General features: G+C 41.1%; 11 protein-coding genes. 9 read left to right on the top strand and 2 right to left on the bottom strand.

Annotation, left to right across the window (positions count from 1 at the left end; all coding sequences use genetic code 11):
• Nucleotides 1–98: 98 nt before the first annotated feature.
• Nucleotides 99–1,376 (bottom strand): citrate synthase, encoded by a 1,278-nt coding sequence (gene gltA, locus FTU05_RS02035; protein ID WP_078189909.1) that lies wholly within the window; start codon nt 1,374–1,376, stop codon nt 99–101.
• A 1,027-nt stretch (nt 1,377–2,403) separates the two neighbouring features.
• Here gltA and sdhC point away from each other — a divergent pair.
• From sdhC to sucD, 9 genes are all read left to right on the top strand, one after another.
• Nucleotides 2,404–2,802 carry a succinate dehydrogenase, cytochrome b556 subunit gene (sdhC, locus tag FTU05_RS02030; protein ID WP_078192993.1) on the top strand — a complete coding sequence of 133 codons (399 nt, stop codon included), beginning with the start codon at nt 2,404–2,406 and terminating at the stop codon, nt 2,800–2,802.
• Nucleotides 2,802–3,167, top strand: a complete 366-nt coding sequence (gene sdhD / locus FTU05_RS02025) for a succinate dehydrogenase, hydrophobic membrane anchor protein (RefSeq protein WP_078189907.1) — start codon at nt 2,802–2,804, stop codon at nt 3,165–3,167. The genes sdhC and sdhD overlap by 1 nt, the downstream gene beginning before the upstream one ends.
• A gap of 12 nt (nt 3,168–3,179) precedes the next feature.
• Complete coding sequence (gene sdhA / locus FTU05_RS02020) at nt 3,180–5,078, top strand: succinate dehydrogenase flavoprotein subunit (RefSeq protein ID WP_180007470.1); 1,899 nt, start codon at nt 3,180–3,182, stop codon at nt 5,076–5,078.
• A 14-nt stretch (nt 5,079–5,092) separates the two neighbouring features.
• The gene (locus tag FTU05_RS02015; RefSeq protein WP_078189905.1) at nt 5,093–5,800 is read left to right on the top strand and encodes a succinate dehydrogenase iron-sulfur subunit; all 708 of its coding nucleotides are present in this window, start codon (nt 5,093–5,095) and stop codon (nt 5,798–5,800) included.
• Nucleotides 5,801–6,595: 795 nt separating this feature from the next.
• Nucleotides 6,596–9,418, top strand: coding sequence for a 2-oxoglutarate dehydrogenase E1 component (locus tag FTU05_RS02010; protein WP_180089273.1), 2,823 nt, complete (start codon nt 6,596–6,598; stop codon nt 9,416–9,418).
• A gap of 16 nt (nt 9,419–9,434) precedes the next feature.
• A complete protein-coding gene (gene odhB / locus FTU05_RS02005) occupies nt 9,435–10,652 on the top strand; it encodes a 2-oxoglutarate dehydrogenase complex dihydrolipoyllysine-residue succinyltransferase (RefSeq protein WP_078192990.1) in 1,218 nt (405 codons plus the stop codon).
• A gap of 60 nt (nt 10,653–10,712) precedes the next feature.
• Nucleotides 10,713–12,143, top strand: a complete 1,431-nt coding sequence (gene lpdA, locus FTU05_RS02000; protein WP_078189903.1) for a dihydrolipoyl dehydrogenase — start codon at nt 10,713–10,715, stop codon at nt 12,141–12,143.
• Nucleotides 12,144–12,323: 180 nt separating this feature from the next.
• Nucleotides 12,324–13,490: an ADP-forming succinate--CoA ligase subunit beta gene (sucC, locus tag FTU05_RS01995; protein WP_180164077.1), complete on the top strand. Its 1,167-nt coding sequence runs from the start codon at nt 12,324–12,326 to the stop codon at nt 13,488–13,490.
• A 13-nt stretch (nt 13,491–13,503) separates the two neighbouring features.
• A complete protein-coding gene (gene sucD / locus FTU05_RS01990; RefSeq protein WP_168379215.1) occupies nt 13,504–14,394 on the top strand; it encodes a succinate--CoA ligase subunit alpha in 891 nt (296 codons plus the stop codon).
• 1,013 nt (nt 14,395–15,407) lie between these two features.
• Here sucD and FTU05_RS01985 read toward each other — a convergent pair.
• On the bottom strand, nt 15,408–17,021 hold the full coding sequence (locus FTU05_RS01985) for a flotillin family protein (RefSeq protein WP_373685253.1): 1,614 nt from the start codon (nt 17,019–17,021) through the stop codon (nt 15,408–15,410).
• Between the last annotated feature and the right edge of the window lie 191 nt (nt 17,022–17,212).

The following is a 17,212-nucleotide window of genomic DNA, read 5'->3' as shown; positions in this document are numbered from 1 at the left end:
TCAGTCAGATGGGTCTGTTTTAAAGTGCAAAATAAATCTAGCTGCATAAAAAAACCGCCCCAAAGGGACGGTTTTTAGATTCGCACAATTCTTTCGAATTAACGACCTTGGATATCGCGTTGAGTTTCGCCAGTGTAAAGCTGACGAGGACGACCGATTTTGTAAGGTGCGCTGTGCATTTCTAACCAGTGGCTGATCCAACCAACAGTACGTGCAAGAGCGAAGATTACTGTAAACATTTCTGTTGGGATACCAATCGCTTTAAGGATGATACCTGAGTAGAAGTCTACGTTAGGGTATAGGTTACGTTTGATGAAGTATTCGTCAGAAAGCGCAATACGTTCAAGTTCCATAGCCAAAGCAAGTTGTGGATCGTTGATACCAAGTGCAGTTAACACTTCGTCACAAGTCTCTTTCATTACTTTCGCACGTGGATCGAAGTTTTTGTAAACTCGGTGACCAAAGCCCATAAGTTTAACTTCTTTAGTTTTCACTTTTTCCATGAACGGAGCAACGTTTTCTACAGTGCCGATTTCATCAAGCATCTTAAGAACAGCTTCGTTCGCGCCGCCGTGAGCAGGTCCCCATAGAGCCGCGATACCCGCAGCGATACATGCGTATGGGTTAGCGCCAGTAGAACCAGCAAGACGTACTGTAGAAGTAGACGCGTTTTGTTCGTGGTCAGCATGAAGCGTGAAGATACGGTCCATTGCTTTAGCAAGAATAGGGTCAACTTTGTAATCACGGTCTGCAGGAGTAGCAAACATCATGTACAAGAAGTTTTCTGCGTAGCTTAAATCGTTACGTGGGTAAACGAATGGTTGGCCTACAGTATATTTGTAAGTCCAAGCAGCTAAAGTAGGAACTTTAGCGATTAAGCGAATAGCAGTGATTTCGCGGTGGTCAATGTTTTCAACATCGAAACCGTTGTGATAGAACGCAGAAAGCGCACCAACAACACCACACATGATCGCCATAGGGTGAGCGTCACGACGGAAACCATTGAAGAAACGGCCAACTTGATCGTGAACCATAGTGTGGTTACGAACTTTAGCATCGAATTCTTGTTTTTGTTCAGCAGTAGGAAGCTCGCCGTTCAAAAGAAGGTAGCAAGTTTCTAAGTAGTCTGCTTTAGTAGCAAGCTGGTCGATTGGGTAGCCACGGTGTAGAAGAACACCTTTACCGCCGTCAATGAAAGTGATTTTAGATTCACAAGCAGCCGTTGAGACAAAACCAGGATCAAAAGTAAAGTGACCTGCGGCCAACACATCTTTAACGTCAATTACATCTGGGCCTAGAGTGCCACTGTAAATTGGTAAGTCAATTTCTTTGCCATCAAGCTGTAAAACGGCTTTTTTGCCAGTTGCTTCAGACATTCAATAGATCTCCTGTCCTGGTGAATGTTTTATCTGACTCAGTACTAATCTTTTAATGCGAGAATCAGACGGATCAAAAATTTGCTCTAAGATTAGAGGGAACTGAAATTTTGTCAATTATACTTATGGATATAAATTGAGGATCATTCATTGAAATGAAGCACAATTCATCCGCTTAAAAAATGAGTAAAATCACAGTGCCGACGCAGTATAATAAGTCAATTTGCAGGGGAGGTGCAGATTAAAAAAAGCCTATTGCCTTAATTGTAAGCAATTTTTAATTCTTAAAAACTCTGAAACAAATATGAATTACAAGACCGCTATTTCATTAAATTATTATAATTTTCGTAACTTACATACATCTGTGGCTCTAAATTGCTTTTTTCTTATTCATAATTAAAACGACTTAATCGTACTTAAAAAAAAGTTCGTTTGGTTAAAAAATAGTTAATTAAACGCCTTTAAAGGATCAATAAATGAGCATTTTTGTCATTGGAAAGGTAAAAAATGGCGTTTTATTAAACAGATTTGCTGTTGCTAAGATTTTTATGCACAGACTAAGTACTTATTTCGTTTCATGATCTTTGAATTTTATTATTTGAGAAAATGATGCACATTTATTTTTATGATTATGGCTTGGCGAATGTGCTGGAAGATTTTAAAATGTAGTGGGAAAAGAAAGATTTAGATTTGTTCATCTTTAGTCTAAAAGTTTAAATCGCCATATACACACAAAAACAATAAGTGAAATTTACATTTAACTGATTAAAACCAACAACATAGTATGATTTTCTTAGATAAATAAGGTATTTGTTTTTAGAAAAGTTATTGTTAATGATTCTTATTTAAGGATATTTTGCAAAATTCCTAATTGTCTTCGTTTGTGTTTTGAAAGTTCACGTTTTATAATTCCCTGTCGTTTATAAGATCAGACAGCTGCAGAGTTTATTATATTGTAATGTCTGACTATGCTAGCTTTCCTACGAATTAATTCCAACAAACTCCGGATGGAGTTTTTACTTACAGGATGCCCGCTGTGAAAAGCAACAGACCTGTCAATTTGTCCATGGGTCAAGTTTTAGACGTAAACTTAAAATCCCCTGTGGCTATTGCATCAATTTTACACCGTCTATCAGGTGTTATCGTATTTTTACTCGTACCGGTCCTTCTTTGGATTTTAGACAAATCTTTATCTTCACCTGAAGGTTTTGCGCAAGTTCAGGCTGTATTTGACAGCTTTATTGTGCGTTTTGTCGTATGGGTATTTGTAGCCGGCTTAATTTATCACCTTATCGGTGGTATCAAGCATCTATTTGCAGATCTTGGCGTTGCTGAAGAACTTCAAAGTGGTCGTATCGCAGCTACTATTTCATTGATCTTGTCTGCAATCGGTATTGTTGCAGCATTTGTATGGATTGTTCTCTAATGAAAAGTGCTACAGGTTTAACAGGATCAGGTTCGCGCGATTGGTTTATCCAACGTGTAAGTGCCGTTGTATTGGCTGTTTATACTATTGTTGTGCTGGGCTGGATCCTTTGCAATAGCGGATTCACTTTTGAGCAATGGTATGGCTTTATGATGACAACACCAATGAAGATTTTATCTTTATTGTCTGTCTTATCTCTTGTTGCGCATGCTTGGATTGGTATGTGGCAAGTATTCACTGACTATGTGACTACTCGTCAAATGGGTCCTTCAGCAAACGGTCTGCGTTTAGTGCTGACTTCTGCAGTGATTGTTGCAGTATTTGCATACGCGATCTGGGCGATCCAGATTTTTTGGGCAAATTGATAGGAAAATATCATGGGCGCTATAACCCCTAAAGAAGATTACACAAATATTCCACACCAAACTTTCGATGCAGTCATCGTTGGTGGTGGTGGTTCAGGTATGCGTGCTTCTTACCAACTTGCTCAAGCTGGTTTGAAAGTTGCTGTACTGACTAAAGTATTCCCAACTCGTTCGCACACTGTTGCAGCGCAGGGTGGTATTGGTGCATCTCTTGGTAATATGCAAGAAGATAACTGGCACTACCACTTCTACGACACAGTTAAAGGTTCTGACTGGTTAGGTGACCAAGACGCAATTGAGTTCATGACTCGTGAAGCGCCTCAAGTTGTATATGAACTTGAACACCTAGGTATGCCATTTGACCGTAATGCTGACGGTACAATTTACCAACGTCCGTTTGGTGGTCATGCTGCGAACTATGGTGAAAAACCAGTTCCACGTGCATGTGCTGCTGCCGATCGTACAGGTCACGCACTTCTTCACACGCTTTATCAAAGCAACGTGAAAATGGGTACTCAATTCTTCGTTGAATGGATCGCACTTGATTTGATCCGTAATGAAGAGGGTGATGTGCTTGGTGTGACAGCAATTGACCAAGAAACAGGTAAAATTGCAGTATTCCAAGGTAAAGCAACATTGTTCGCTACTGGTGGTGCTGGTCGTGTTTACCGTGCATCTACTAACGCTTATATCAATACTGGTGACGGTCTTGGTATGGCAGCTCGTGCAGGTATTCCATTGCAAGATATGGAATTCTGGCAATTCCACCCAACAGGTGTTGCGGGCGCAGGCGTATTGTTGACAGAAGGTTGTCGTGGTGAAGGTGCGATCCTTCGTAACGATGCTGGTGAGCCGTTCATGGAACGTTATGCTCCGACACTTAAAGACTTGGCACCTCGTGACTTCGTATCACGTTCAATGGACCAAGAAATTAAAGAAGGTCGTGGCTGTGGTCCTAAGAAAGACTACATCTTGCTTGATATGACGCATCTTGGTGCTGAAACAATCATGAAACGTCTTCCATCTGTATTTGAGATTGGTAAGAAATTCGCGAACGTTGACATCACTAAAGAGCCAATTCCTGTAGTACCTACAATCCATTACCAAATGGGTGGTATTCCTACAAATATTCATGGTCAAGTGGTTGTTCCTGTATCTCGTGAAACTGAAGCTTTGGTTGCGAACTACAATAAAGAAACTGGTGTGTACTCACACAATGCGGGTGACCGTGATTTCACTAAACCAGTGAAAGGTTTCTATGCAATTGGTGAATGTTCATGTGTATCTGTACACGGTGCTAACCGTCTAGGTACAAACTCATTGCTTGACTTGGTTGTATTTGGTAAAGCTGCTGGTGAACATATTGTTGACTATGTAACTAAACACCACGGTGATGAATATGCACCGCTTCCTACAACTGTTCTTGAAAAAACTTTGAATCGTGTTCGTCATCTTGATGAATCAACTTCTGGTGAAAATGCTCAAGAAGTTGCAGATGCAATCCGTGACATCGTTCAAGATCACGCTGGTGTATTCCGTACATCTGCACTTCTTGAAGAGGGTGTGAAACAGATTCTTGCGATCGAACCACGTGTACGTAACATTCACTTGAAAGACAAATCTAAAGTATTTAACACAGCGCGTGTTGAAGCTCTAGAAGTTGAAAACCTGTATGAAGTTGCGAAAGCGACACTGATTTCTGCGGCTGCACGTAAAGAATGTCGTGGTGCGCATACAGTGGTAGATTTTGAATTACCACCTGATCATGCTGACTACCCATACGGTCGTCGTGATGATGAGTGGATGAAACACACTTTATGGTTCTCTGTAGATAACCGTCTTGAGTACAAGCCAGTACGTTACAAGCCTTTATCTGTAGATGCTATTCCGCCTAAACCACGTACATTCTAATTGGGAGAAGTAAGATGAGTAGAGGTACTCGTACATTTAATATCTACCGCTACGATCCTGATAAGGATGCAGCTCCGTACATGCAAACTTTTAAACTAGAGTTGACTGACAAGCACCGTATGTTGCTTGATGCGCTTCTAGCATTAAAAGTACAAGACGAATCATTAACATTCCGTCGTTCATGTCGTGAAGGTATTTGTGGTTCTGATGGTGTAAACATCAATGGTAAAAATGGTTTAGCGTGTCTTTGGAACCTAAACGACTTACCAGAAGTGATTACAATTCGTCCACTTCCAGGTCTTCCAGTTATTAAAGACTTGGTTGTAGATATGAATCAGTTCTACGATCAGTACAATAAAATCCATCCGTTCCTAATCAACAATCAGCCTGCGCCTCCTAAAGAGCGTTTGCAGTCTCCTGAAGAGCGTGAACACTTAGATGGTTTGTACGAATGTATTCTTTGTGCATGTTGTTCAACTTCATGCCCATCATTCTGGTGGAACCCAGACAAGTTCTTGGGTCCATCAGCATTGTTGAACGCATATCGCTTCATCATTGACTCTCGTGATACAGCAACTCAAGAGCGTTTGGCTCGTCTTGACGACCCATTCTCATTGTTCCGTTGTAAAGGTATCATGAACTGTGTATCTGTATGTCCTAAGGGTCTTAACCCAACTAAAGCAATCGGTCACATCCGTAATATGCTTTTAGATCTAGGTTAATAGATTTAGCAGTTAAAAGAAGCGCACCATTGGGTGCGCTTTTTTTGTCATATATAAAAGTGATGATAGTGAAAGTTATTCACTGTCATTGCTGACTGCTTTAAATGGATTTAATAGAAACGTAGTGAATTAAAGGTATAAAGCGATAGATAAATGGTTATTTATTGATGAAACGCTCGTTCAAGTCTGTCAAAAGGATTAGAAGATGTTATTATGTAACGTAGTAAAAAGAGAGAGGATAGGAATGTCAGCTCTCTTTTGTTTTTGTATATGAGATGAGGGAAAAATCGAACGTAGACTTTTGTCTTAATTGAAAGATCATTTTATATGTAGCACCATATCATAGATGAAAATACAAACAGTGTATTTCGCTAATTTATGAGAGGTATGTGTCAAAAAAATCAATTGAAAATGCTCGAACGTGTTAGCATTTAAAGCATCACTATATGTAAAAAATGACTTTGAATTAGGTACATTTTTTCTACAATTTAAGCGCTGTAGACGGTATATAAATGTTAATAAAGTCGCTTTAGAAAAGATAATGGTGCAAATTTTATTTTTTCTAAGACGATTTGCAAAAATTGCCCGATTTATGTCGGGTATTTCTCAATGAGTAATGATGCCGCTGAGGGCGTTATTGTTCATTAATCACATTGGGTAATCCTAATGTAGTGATAACGCCTCAAGGCTTAAGCCTAATGGGGACTAATGTCATATTACCAATTTGACATTACTAATCATGGGTTCGCTTAAAAAGCATCCTGAAATGTTTTGCAATAGGAAATGGGTCCACAAATGCAAGAAGTTGCTGACGCACTGCGTCTTGACACTGAACTTAGCGCTGACAGTGCAGCGTATATTGAAGAACTTTATGAGCAGTATCTAACGGCTCCAGACTCAGTAGAGGCTGATTGGCGTGAATACTTCGATAAATTCCCGAAAGGTGATCAACCACACAGCAATGTACGTGAGCAATTCCTATTATTAGGCCGTAATTCAAGCCGTGTTCAGCCAGTAGTGCAAAGTGCAGTAAGTTCTGAGCATGAACGCCGTCAAATCGGTGTATTACAGTTGATCGCTGCATACCGTAACCGTGGTCATCAAAACGCAAAATTAGATCCACTAGGTCTTGCAAAACGTGAAATCGTACCTGATCTAGATCTTGCTGCGCACGGTTTAACTCAGTCTGACTTAGACACTGTATTTAATACAGGTAACCTTGCAATCGGTAAATCTGAAGCAACTCTTGGTGAAATGGTTCAAGCAATGGAAGCAACTTATACTGCTTCGATTGGTGTTGAATACATGCACATTGTTGATACCAAAGAAAAACGTTGGATTCAACAACGCCTTGAAGGTACTCGTGGTCAATTCGGCTACACTGCAGACCAAAAGAAACACGTCCTTGAACGTCTAACTGCAGCTGAAGGCCTAGAAAAATACCTTGGTAACAAATTCGTTGGTGCGAAACGTTTCGGTGTTGAAGGTGGTGAATCTTTCATTCCTATGGTGAATGAACTTATTCAACGCGCGGGTTCAGTAGGTTGTAAAGAAGTGGTTATCGGTATGCCTCACCGTGGCCGTTTAAACCTTCTTGTAAACATCATGGGTAAAAACCCAGCTGACCTATTTGGTGAGTTCGAAGGTAAATCTCTGCATAAAAAAGGCTCTGGTGACGTTAAATACCACCAAGGTTTCTCTTCAAACGTCATGACTCCGGGTGGCGAAGTTCACTTGGCATTAGCGTTTAACCCATCACACTTAGAAATCGTTGGACCTGTAGTAGAAGGTTCTGTACGCGCACGTCAAGTACGTCGTAAAGATATCGGTGGTGATGATGTATTACCAATCATTGTTCACGGTGATGCTGCATTTGCAGGTCAAGGTGTAAACCAAGAAACTTTCCAAATGTCACAAACTCGCGGTTATACCGTGGGTGGTACAGTTCATATCGTCGTGAACAACCAAGTTGGTTTTACAACGTCTGACCCACGTGATGCGCGTTCTACAGAATACTGTACTGACATCGCGAAAATGATCCAAGCACCGATCTTCCATGTGAACGGTGATGATCCTGAATCTGTATTATTTGTTTCTCAATTGGCACACGATTTCCGTCATACATTCCGTAAAGACGTTGTAATCGATATGTTCTGCTACCGTCGTCGTGGTCATAACGAAGCCGACGAGCCAGCTGCAACTCAGCCAATGATGTATCAAATCATCAATAAAAAAGCGACTACTCGTACGCTTTATGCTGACAAACTTGTACAAGAAGGCGTTCTTGATCGTGCTTCTGCTGATGCAATGGTTGAACAGTATCGTTCTGACCTTGAAGCAGGAAAACACGTTGCAAATGCGTTGGTACTTGAGCCAAATACAAAAATGTTTGTGGACTGGAAACCTTACCTAGGCCACGAATACACAGACAAATGGGATACGACTTTCCCAATCGAACGTCTAAAAGAGCTTGGTGCGAAAATGCGCGAGCTTCCTGAAGGCTTCGTGATGCAACGTCAGGTTGCTAAAGTGATTGATGACCGTCTGAAAATGCAGACTGGTGAAATGCCATTGAACTGGGGTGCTGCTGAAACATTAGCTTACGCGTCTCTTCTAGATGAAGGTTTCCTTGTTCGTTTAACAGGTGAAGACGTTGGTCGTGGTACATTCTCACACCGTCATGCAAAACTTCATAACCAAGTAGATGGTTCAACTTACATTCCATTATGTAACTTGAAAGAAAACCAACCGCGTACTGCAATTTATGACTCTTTATTGTCAGAAATGGCGGTTCTTGCATTCGAATACGGTTATGCAACGACTCTTCCGAAGAGCCTTGTCATTTGGGAAGCGCAATTTGGTGACTTCGCAAACTGTGCACAGGTTGTAATCGATCAGTTCATCGCGTCTGGCGAAACGAAATGGGAACGTGTATGCGGTCTGACTATGCTTCTTCCACACGGCTTTGAAGGTCAAGGTCCTGAGCATTCATCAGCTCGTTTAGAGCGTTTCTTACAGCTATGTGCTGAAGAAAACATGCAAGTGATCACACCGACTACACCAGCGCAGATTTACCATGCGATGCGTCGTCAAGCACTTCGTCCAATCCGTAAACCAATGATCGTGACTTCACCGAAGTCTCTTCTTCGTCACAAACTTGCAACCTCTACATTAGAAGAACTTGCAAATGGTTCATTCCAAACTGTGATTGATGAAATCGACAACATCAACAAATCAGACGTAACTCGTCTAGTGCTTTGTGGTGGTAAGGTTTACTACGACTTACTTGAAAAACGTCGTGAAAAAGAATTGAACAACACAGCAATCGTTCGTATTGAACAATTGTATCCGTACCCAGAAGCACGTCTTGCTGAAGTTCTTGCACAATATCCAAACGTTAAAGAATTGGTTTGGGCTCAAGAAGAACCGAAGAACCAAGGTGCATGGTTATTCATCGCTCCGCGTCTGTATGACGACGTGATGAAAGCGGGCAAACAAGTTCGTATTAGTTATGCAGGTCGTGAAGCTTCTGCTGCACCGGCTTGTGGTTCACCATATTTGCACGCAAAACAACAAGCTCAGCTCGTAAATGATGCTTTAGCTATCGTAGCTGAATAACAGGAGATTCTTAATAATGGCAACCGAAATTAAAGCACCGGTATTCCCAGAGTCAGTTGCTGACGGTACAGTTGCAACTTGGCACAAACAACCAGGTGAAGCAGTATCACGTGACGAAGTGATTTGTGATATTGAAACAGATAAAGTTGTTTTAGAAGTTGTAGCTCCTGCTGACGGTACGATTTCTGCAATCGTTAAAAACGAAGGCGATACAGTTTTATCGAACGAAGTGATTGCGACTTTTGAAGAAGGTGCTGCTTCTGGCGCTGCTCAAACTCAAGCTGTTCAATCAGAAGAGAAAGTAGAACAAGCTGCTGCGCAAACTCAAGCGGGCGCTGCTCCTGTTGTTGAACGTGCTCAACCTGTTGCTGATCAAGCTCCTGCAGTGCGTAAAGCATTGACTGAGTCTGGCATTGCTGCTGCTGACGTTGCTGGCACTGGCCGTGGCGGTCGCATCACTAAAGAAGATGTTGCAAACCATCAAGCTAAACCAGCTGCTCCTGCTGCTGCGCCATTAAGCGTTGCTGTTGGTGAACGTATCGAAAAACGTGTTCCTATGACTCGTCTTCGTAAGCGTGTTGCTGAACGTTTACTTGCTGCAACTCAAGAAACTGCAATGTTGACTACGTTCAACGAAGTAAACATGAAACCAATCATGGAAATGCGTGCGCAATACAAAGATGCTTTTGAAAAGCGTCATGGTGCACGTCTTGGCTTCATGTCATTCTTCGTTAAAGCGGCAACTGAAGCACTTAAACGCTACCCAGCTGTAAACGCTTCGATTGATGGCAATGACATCGTTTACCACGGTTTCTACGACATCGGTGTTGCTGTATCAAGCGACCGTGGTCTAGTGGTTCCAGTTCTTCGTGATACTGACCGCATGAACTATGCTGAAGTTGAAAACGGTATCCGTGCATACGCTGGTAAAGCGCGTGATGGTAAATTGGGTATTGAAGATATGACTGGCGGTACTTTCACTATTACTAATGGTGGTACTTTTGGTTCATTGCTTTCTACACCTATCCTAAATACGCCGCAAACTGCGATTTTGGGTATGCATAAAATCCAAGAACGTCCTATGGCTGTAAATGGTCAAGTTGAAATCTTGCCAATGATGTACTTAGCGCTTTCTTATGACCACCGTCTAATCGATGGTAAAGAAGCAGTCGGCTTCCTTGTAACAATCAAAGAATTGTTAGAAGAACCAGCTAAGCTAATCCTTGATCTTTAATACTTCAGAATAATGCAATGGGCTTAGAGCGATCCTCTAAGCCCATTTTTGGAGATACACATGTCTCAATTTGATTTAGTTGTTATTGGTGGCGGTCCTGGTGGTTATGAGGCTGCTATCCGCGCTGCTCAATTAGGCTTTAAAGTAGCTTGTATTGAAAAACGTATTCATAAAGGTAAACCATCTTTAGGTGGTACTTGCTTAAACGTGGGTTGTATCCCATCTAAAGCATTACTTGATTCATCGCACCGTTATGAAGATACCGTTCATCACTTAGATGACCACGGTATTACAACAGGTGAAGTGAAATTTGATCTTGCAAAACTGCTTGATCGTAAAGACAAAATTGTTAACCAATTGACGATGGGTATTGATGGCCTACTTAAAGGCAATGGTATCGAATGGTTAAAAGGTACAGGTAAATTACTTGCAGGTAAGAAAGTTGAGTTTGTATCTCACGAAGGTGAAACTCAAATTTTAGAACCTAAATATGTAATCCTTGCATCGGGTTCTGTACCGGTAAATATTCCTGTTGCTCCTGTAGACCAAGACATTATTGTTGACTCTACTGGTGCGCTTGAGTTCCCAGAAGTGCCTAAACGTCTTGGCGTAATTGGCGCGGGTGTCATTGGTCTAGAGCTTGGTTCTGTTTGGCGTCGTCTAGGTGCTGAAGTTGTTGTATTTGAAGCAATGGATGCATTCTTACCAATGGCTGATAAAGCTTTGGCAAAAGACTACCAAAAAGTATTGACTAAACAAGGTCTTGATATCCGTGTTGGCGCTAAAGTTGCTGGTACAGAAGTAAATGGCCGTGAAGTTACTGTTAAGTATACGCAAGGTGGCGAAGACAAAACTCAAACTTTCGATAAATTGATCGTTTGTGTTGGCCGTAAAGCATATGCAGAAGGTTTATTGGCTGAAGATTCAGGCATTAAACTCACTGAACGCGGTCTAGTTGAAGTAAACGATTGGTGTGCAACTTCGGTTGAAGGCGTATACGCAATTGGTGACTTGGTACGTGGTCCAATGCTTGCACATAAAGCAATGGAAGAAGGCGTAATGGCTGTTGAACGTATGCACGGTCACGCTGCTCAAGTGAACTACGACACAATCATCTCTGTAATCTACACACACCCAGAAGCGGCGTGGGTTGGTTTAACAGAAGAGCAAGCGAAAGAAAAAGGCCATGAAGTGAAGACTGGTCAATTTGGCTTTGCTGCGAATGGTCGTGCAATGGCTGCTGGTGAAAACGCAGGCTTTGTTAAGTTTGTTGCTGATGCGAAGACAGATCGTCTACTCGGTATGCACGTGATTGGACCTGCAGCGTCTGACATCGTACACCAAGGCATGATCGCACTTGAGTTCGTATCAAGTGTTGAAGACCTACAGTTAATGACTTTCGGTCACCCGACATTCTCTGAAGTCGTTCACGAAGCTGCACTTGCAGTCGATGGACGTGCAATTCACGCGATTCAGCGTAAACGTAAATAAGATGTAAAAAGAGCGGCTTAGGCCGCTCTTTTTTGTTTCAGATGGTTGTTTTAATTTGAATAATCATCTAAAAATAAAGATAAGAAATATTTTAAGATTTAAAAAGGTTAAAGCTGCTTTGACGGACGTCTGGGCTTTAATGGGTCATAACAAAGCGAAGAAAGAGTAAAAGGTTGTTCAATGAATCTACACGAATATCAAGCTAAAGCGTTATTAAAAAAATATGGTATGCCGGTGCAAGAAGGCGTATTTGTAACCACTACAGAAGAAGCAGTCAAAGCTTTTGAGCAGCTGGGCGGTAAATTTGCAGTGTTGAAAGCGCAAGTCCATGCTGGGGGCCGCGGTAAGGCAGGCGGTGTAAAAGTTGTTAAATCTGCGCAAGAAGCGACAGATTATGTGAATCAAATGGTCGGTTCACGCTTGGTGACTTATCAAACAGATGCATTAGGTCAACCCGTCAGCGGTATTTTGGTATCTGAAGATGTTTATCCAGTAGAGCGTGAATTGTACCTAAGTGCTGTCGTTGACCGTTCTAGCCGCCGTGTGACCTTTATGGCATCGACTGAAGGTGGTGTGGAAATTGAAAAAGTTGCAGAAGAAACCCCTGAAAAAATTATTAAAGTTGAAGTAGATCCTCTAGTAGGTTTATTACCATTTCAAGCGCGTGAAGTGGCATTTGCTTTAAACCTAAAAGATGGTCAAGTGAATCAATTTGTCAAAATCATGTCTGCTGCGTATCAAGCATTCATTGAAAATGACTTTGCCTTATTTGAAATTAACCCGTTATCCGTACGTGAAAATGGCGAGATTTTATGTGTGGATGCAAAAATTGGTATCGACTCAAATGCTTTATATCGCTTACCAGAAATCGCAGCACTACGCGATAAAACGCAAGAAAATGAGCGTGAGCTGAAAGCCTCTGAGTTTGATCTGAACTATGTTGCCTTAGAAGGCAATATTGGCTGTATGGTGAATGGTGCTGGTCTAGCGATGGCAACCATGGACATCATCAAGCTATATGGTGGTCAACCTGCAAACTTCCTAGATGTCGGCGGTGGCGCGACCAAAGAACGCGTAATTGAAGCCTTTAAAATCATTTTGGCGGATAGTTCTGTGCAGGGTGTATTAATTAATATTTTTGGTGGGATTGTACGTTGTGACATGATTGCTGAAGCAATTATTGCAGCGGTTCAAGAAGTAAATGTGACTGTACCTGTGGTTGTTCGTTTAGAAGGGAACAATGCAGAGTTGGGTGCAAAATTACTTGATGAATCAGGTTTGAAATTGATTTCTGCAAATGGCTTGGCTGATGCTGCAGAAAAAATTGTTGCTGCGGTAAAAGGCTAAGGGAGTAGAGATCATGAGCGTATTAGTTAATAAAGACACTAAAGTATTGGTACAAGGTTTTACCGGTAAAAACGGCACATTTCATTCAGAACAATCTATTGCTTACGGCACAAAAGTGGTCGGTGGTGTGACGCCGGGTAAAGGCGGTACACAACATTTGAATCTGCCCGTATTCAATACCATGAAAGAAGCGGTACGTGAAACGGGTGCAACGGCAACCTCGATTTATGTACCGGCACCATTTGTCCTAGATTCAATTATTGAATCGATTGATTCAGGTGTTGAGCTGATCGTTGTGATTACGGAAGGTGTGCCTACACTCGATATGCTAAAAGCTAAACGTTACCTAGAAACCTATGGTAATAATGCACGTCTAATTGGTCCGAACTGTCCAGGGATTATTACTCCGGGTGAATGTAAGATCGGTATTATGCCGGGGCATATTCATCAGCCGGGTAAAATCGGCATTATCTCGCGATCAGGGACTCTGACCTATGAAGCTGTAGCGCAAACCACCAAGCTGGGTCTAGGTCAGTCGACGTGTATCGGTATTGGGGGAGATCCAATTCCGGGTATGAACCAAATTGATTGCTTAAAGCTGTTCCAAGACGACCCGCAAACTGAAGCGATCATCATGATTGGTGAGATTGGTGGTACAGCAGAAGAAGAAGCAGCTGAATATATCCAGTCGAATGTTACAAAGCCTGTTGTTGGTTATATCGCGGGTGTAACTGCACCTAAAGGTAAACGTATGGGGCATGCAGGGGCAATCATTTCGGGCGGTAAAGGCACAGCTGAAGAGAAATTCGCTGCCTTTGAAAAAGCGGGTATGGCTTATACCCGTAGTCCTGCTGAATTAGGTTCGACCATGTACGAAGTGCTGAAAGGCAAAGGTTTGGTTTAATCGCCATACTTAAACATCAAAAGAGAATCTTCGGATTCTCTTTTTTTTACGCAAAAAAAAGCGTATTTCAGCCGCTATGCAAAAGCCATAAGGGCATGGCTATGTGTTCTGCTTTGGGGTGCAGTGACGCTGCATAAACGGATGGAATATTGGTTGTTCAATAACTATGAAATGTAAAGAACACATAATAATCCGAATATGTGATGATTGCGGGGATGGTCATAGGTTTATGATTTTTAAAAATAATTTCGTATAGCGTGCAGTATATTGATTTTAGGGAAAATAACTAATTTAATTGAGATTTTTAATGGATCTTTATCATTAAAGAGCTTTTTTACTTGGATGAAGCCTAATATTTTCAATAGAAATTATTTTATTTGTAATTTTCTCAAGCCTTATACAAAGGATGGTAGATCAGGAATATGAGAAGGGGGAGCTTTAAAATTGGTGAAATTTGCTATCTCAGTGATGAAATTTTTTTAAGAAAATCTACATGAGCATATACATCTATAGTCAGCTATTATTTTTTAGTTGATGGTTTGAAGTGCAAATACCTTGTTAGGCCCTATTTTCAATTTAATAAGCAATTTCCAAGTTTTATAAAAACAATAGATAGAACAAAATGTTATCGAGCTGAATATATAGAAGTAAATATCTTATTCTGTAAGATGAGAAGGATATATCAATTAATTGATTTTAAATATTTTGTTTCATAATTTTATGCTGTTTGCTCTATAGCTTCTAAATGAGTATTTTTATGAAATACGCCATTTGTTCATTGATTTAACATCAGGCTGTGATGCGAAATATAAATGTCAGAAACCATTAAAAGCGCTCTGATAAGACAGAAAATGTTGTTCATTTCTTTGGGAGATTGTATGCCCATAAGTACAAGTATCTAAGCCATAAAAAAAGCAGTGCGGACACTGCTTTTTTAATTCATTTAGAATGTGTTGCTCAAGCAATCACTTCTGAATAAAGAGATTTGATGGAGCCCTATCTCAATCAAAAACTTAGTTTTTGCTGGTTTTTAAGCTCTGAGTTAAACCGTTAATATCGCCACCTTGGATACCAAGCTCACTCATCAAGCTATCAATCAGTGGGGCCTGGCTGCGGTAGCGTAGGGCACTATTCACCACTTGGTCTGACAAGGCAACATTGCCACTGCCTTCGTGGTGAGCATCACCTTGGCAAGAACCTGCATGACCACCATTTAGACCATTTACTTGCAAAATCTTAATGTCATCAATGTTTTCCATTGGTTTCACACTTTCGCGAATGATTTCAGGTAAGTATTTCAGCATCGCTAAACGAATTTGCATTTCAACCTGTTCAGATGACAATACGTTGTTTGCTTCGTTCACTGCACGTGTACCTTCAGCATCAACTTGGTATTGTTTTTCCATCGCCTGAGCCAACAGAACTTTTGCGTCAGCTTCACCTTTGGCTTTTAAGCGAACTTTTTCAGCTTCGGCTTCAGCTGCAATACGGATAGCTTCTGCATCATCTGCTGCTGCTTGTTTACCTGCTTCTGCCGCGACAGTAATGGCAATCGCATCTTTCTCCGCTTTTTCTTTCGCAGAGACCAATTCAACAGCTTTTTGACGTTCAGCTTGTTGGATTTGACGAACGGTAATGACTTCTTCTTCGGCTTTTACCGCTTGAGCACGGGCTTGATCGGCATGCGCTTTAGCTTCAGATTCAGCACGAGATTTTTCTGCAATAGCAATGGCACGGTCTTGCTCAGCCAACTCAATGGTTTTCTTTTGTTCCACTTGGGCTTGCTGAATAATTTGTGACTTTTGAATATTTTGATTTTCAACGTCACGTGCAGCAGTAATACGCTTTAAGTCAACTTCACGTTCAGCAGCAATACGCGCTTCTTCGGCTTCACGTTTTTTCGAAGCTTCTTGTGATGCAATTTCTGCAAGCTGTTCTGCACGACGAACTGAAATTTCACGTTCTTGTTGCAGTTTTGCATATTCTTCTTCACGCAAAATTTGTAGACGTGCTTGTTCTGCTTCTAAGTTCTTGGTCTTGATTGCAAGATCTGCATCTTGCTCAATCGCATTACGTTTACGACGACGGTCTTCAATGGTTTCTGTCAGTTTAGTTAAACCTTCAGCATCGAACGCATTTTGTGGGTTGAAGTATTTAAAGCCTGTTTGGTCTAAGCCAGTTAATGAAACGGTTTCAAGTTCCAAACCGTTTTTATGTAAATCTTCAGACACCACTTGCTGAACTTTTTGAACGAAGTCGACACGTTTTTCATGCAATTCTTCCATCGCCATTTCTGCGGCAACTGCACGTAGAGAGTCAACGAATTTACCTTCGACCAAATTTTTAAGCTCATTTGGTGACATGGTCTTTTGACCTAACGTTTGTGCTGCGGTAGCAATCGAATCTGCGGTTGGTTTCACACGGACATAGAACTCCGCCATCACATCGACACGCATACGGTCACGTGTAATCAGCGCTTGGTCATCTGCACGGCGTACTTCAAGACGTAGGGTGTTCATATTGACTGGAATAATTTCATGCAGCACAGGAAGCACAATAGCACCGCCACCTAAAATTACGATAATGTCATATTGAATTGTTAATAAATTTGTTAATATATTGAATATGAATGTTTTTTTATATATTTCTATTATTAACAATTTTCTTAACACTTTTTAGAAAAAAATGTCTATTTATATTTTTTACAAATATTAAAAAATTGCGTGAAATAACATGACCTTTGAGAACTACCCACAAATGAATGGTAGCTAATACTATTTTAAGTAAAAATTTGTTTTAATTAGGGGGTTAATTTGAG

This window comes from Acinetobacter sp. YH12049, from assembly GCF_013419875.1.
Lineage (GTDB): Bacteria > Pseudomonadota > Gammaproteobacteria > Pseudomonadales > Moraxellaceae > Acinetobacter > Acinetobacter amyesii.
The sequence above is the reverse complement of the archived record's forward strand: the minus strand, read 5'-3'. Positions and strand labels throughout refer to the sequence as shown.

What these genes read in the sequence shown, in the direction of transcription:
- gltA (WP_078189909.1), bottom strand. Translation starts at nt 1,376, where the DNA reads ATGTCTGAAGCAACTGGCAAAAAAGCCGTTTTACAGCTTGATGGCAAA.
- sdhC (WP_078192993.1), top strand. Translation starts at nt 2,404, where the DNA reads ATGCCCGCTGTGAAAAGCAACAGACCTGTCAATTTGTCCATGGGTCAA.
- sdhD (WP_078189907.1), top strand. Translation starts at nt 2,802, where the DNA reads ATGAAAAGTGCTACAGGTTTAACAGGATCAGGTTCGCGCGATTGGTTT.
- sdhA (WP_180007470.1), top strand. Translation starts at nt 3,180, where the DNA reads ATGGGCGCTATAACCCCTAAAGAAGATTACACAAATATTCCACACCAA.
- FTU05_RS02015 (WP_078189905.1), top strand. Translation starts at nt 5,093, where the DNA reads ATGAGTAGAGGTACTCGTACATTTAATATCTACCGCTACGATCCTGAT.
- FTU05_RS02010 (WP_180089273.1), top strand. Translation starts at nt 6,596, where the DNA reads ATGCAAGAAGTTGCTGACGCACTGCGTCTTGACACTGAACTTAGCGCT.
- odhB (WP_078192990.1), top strand. Translation starts at nt 9,435, where the DNA reads ATGGCAACCGAAATTAAAGCACCGGTATTCCCAGAGTCAGTTGCTGAC.
- lpdA (WP_078189903.1), top strand. Translation starts at nt 10,713, where the DNA reads ATGTCTCAATTTGATTTAGTTGTTATTGGTGGCGGTCCTGGTGGTTAT.
- sucC (WP_180164077.1), top strand. Translation starts at nt 12,324, where the DNA reads ATGAATCTACACGAATATCAAGCTAAAGCGTTATTAAAAAAATATGGT.
- sucD (WP_168379215.1), top strand. Translation starts at nt 13,504, where the DNA reads ATGAGCGTATTAGTTAATAAAGACACTAAAGTATTGGTACAAGGTTTT.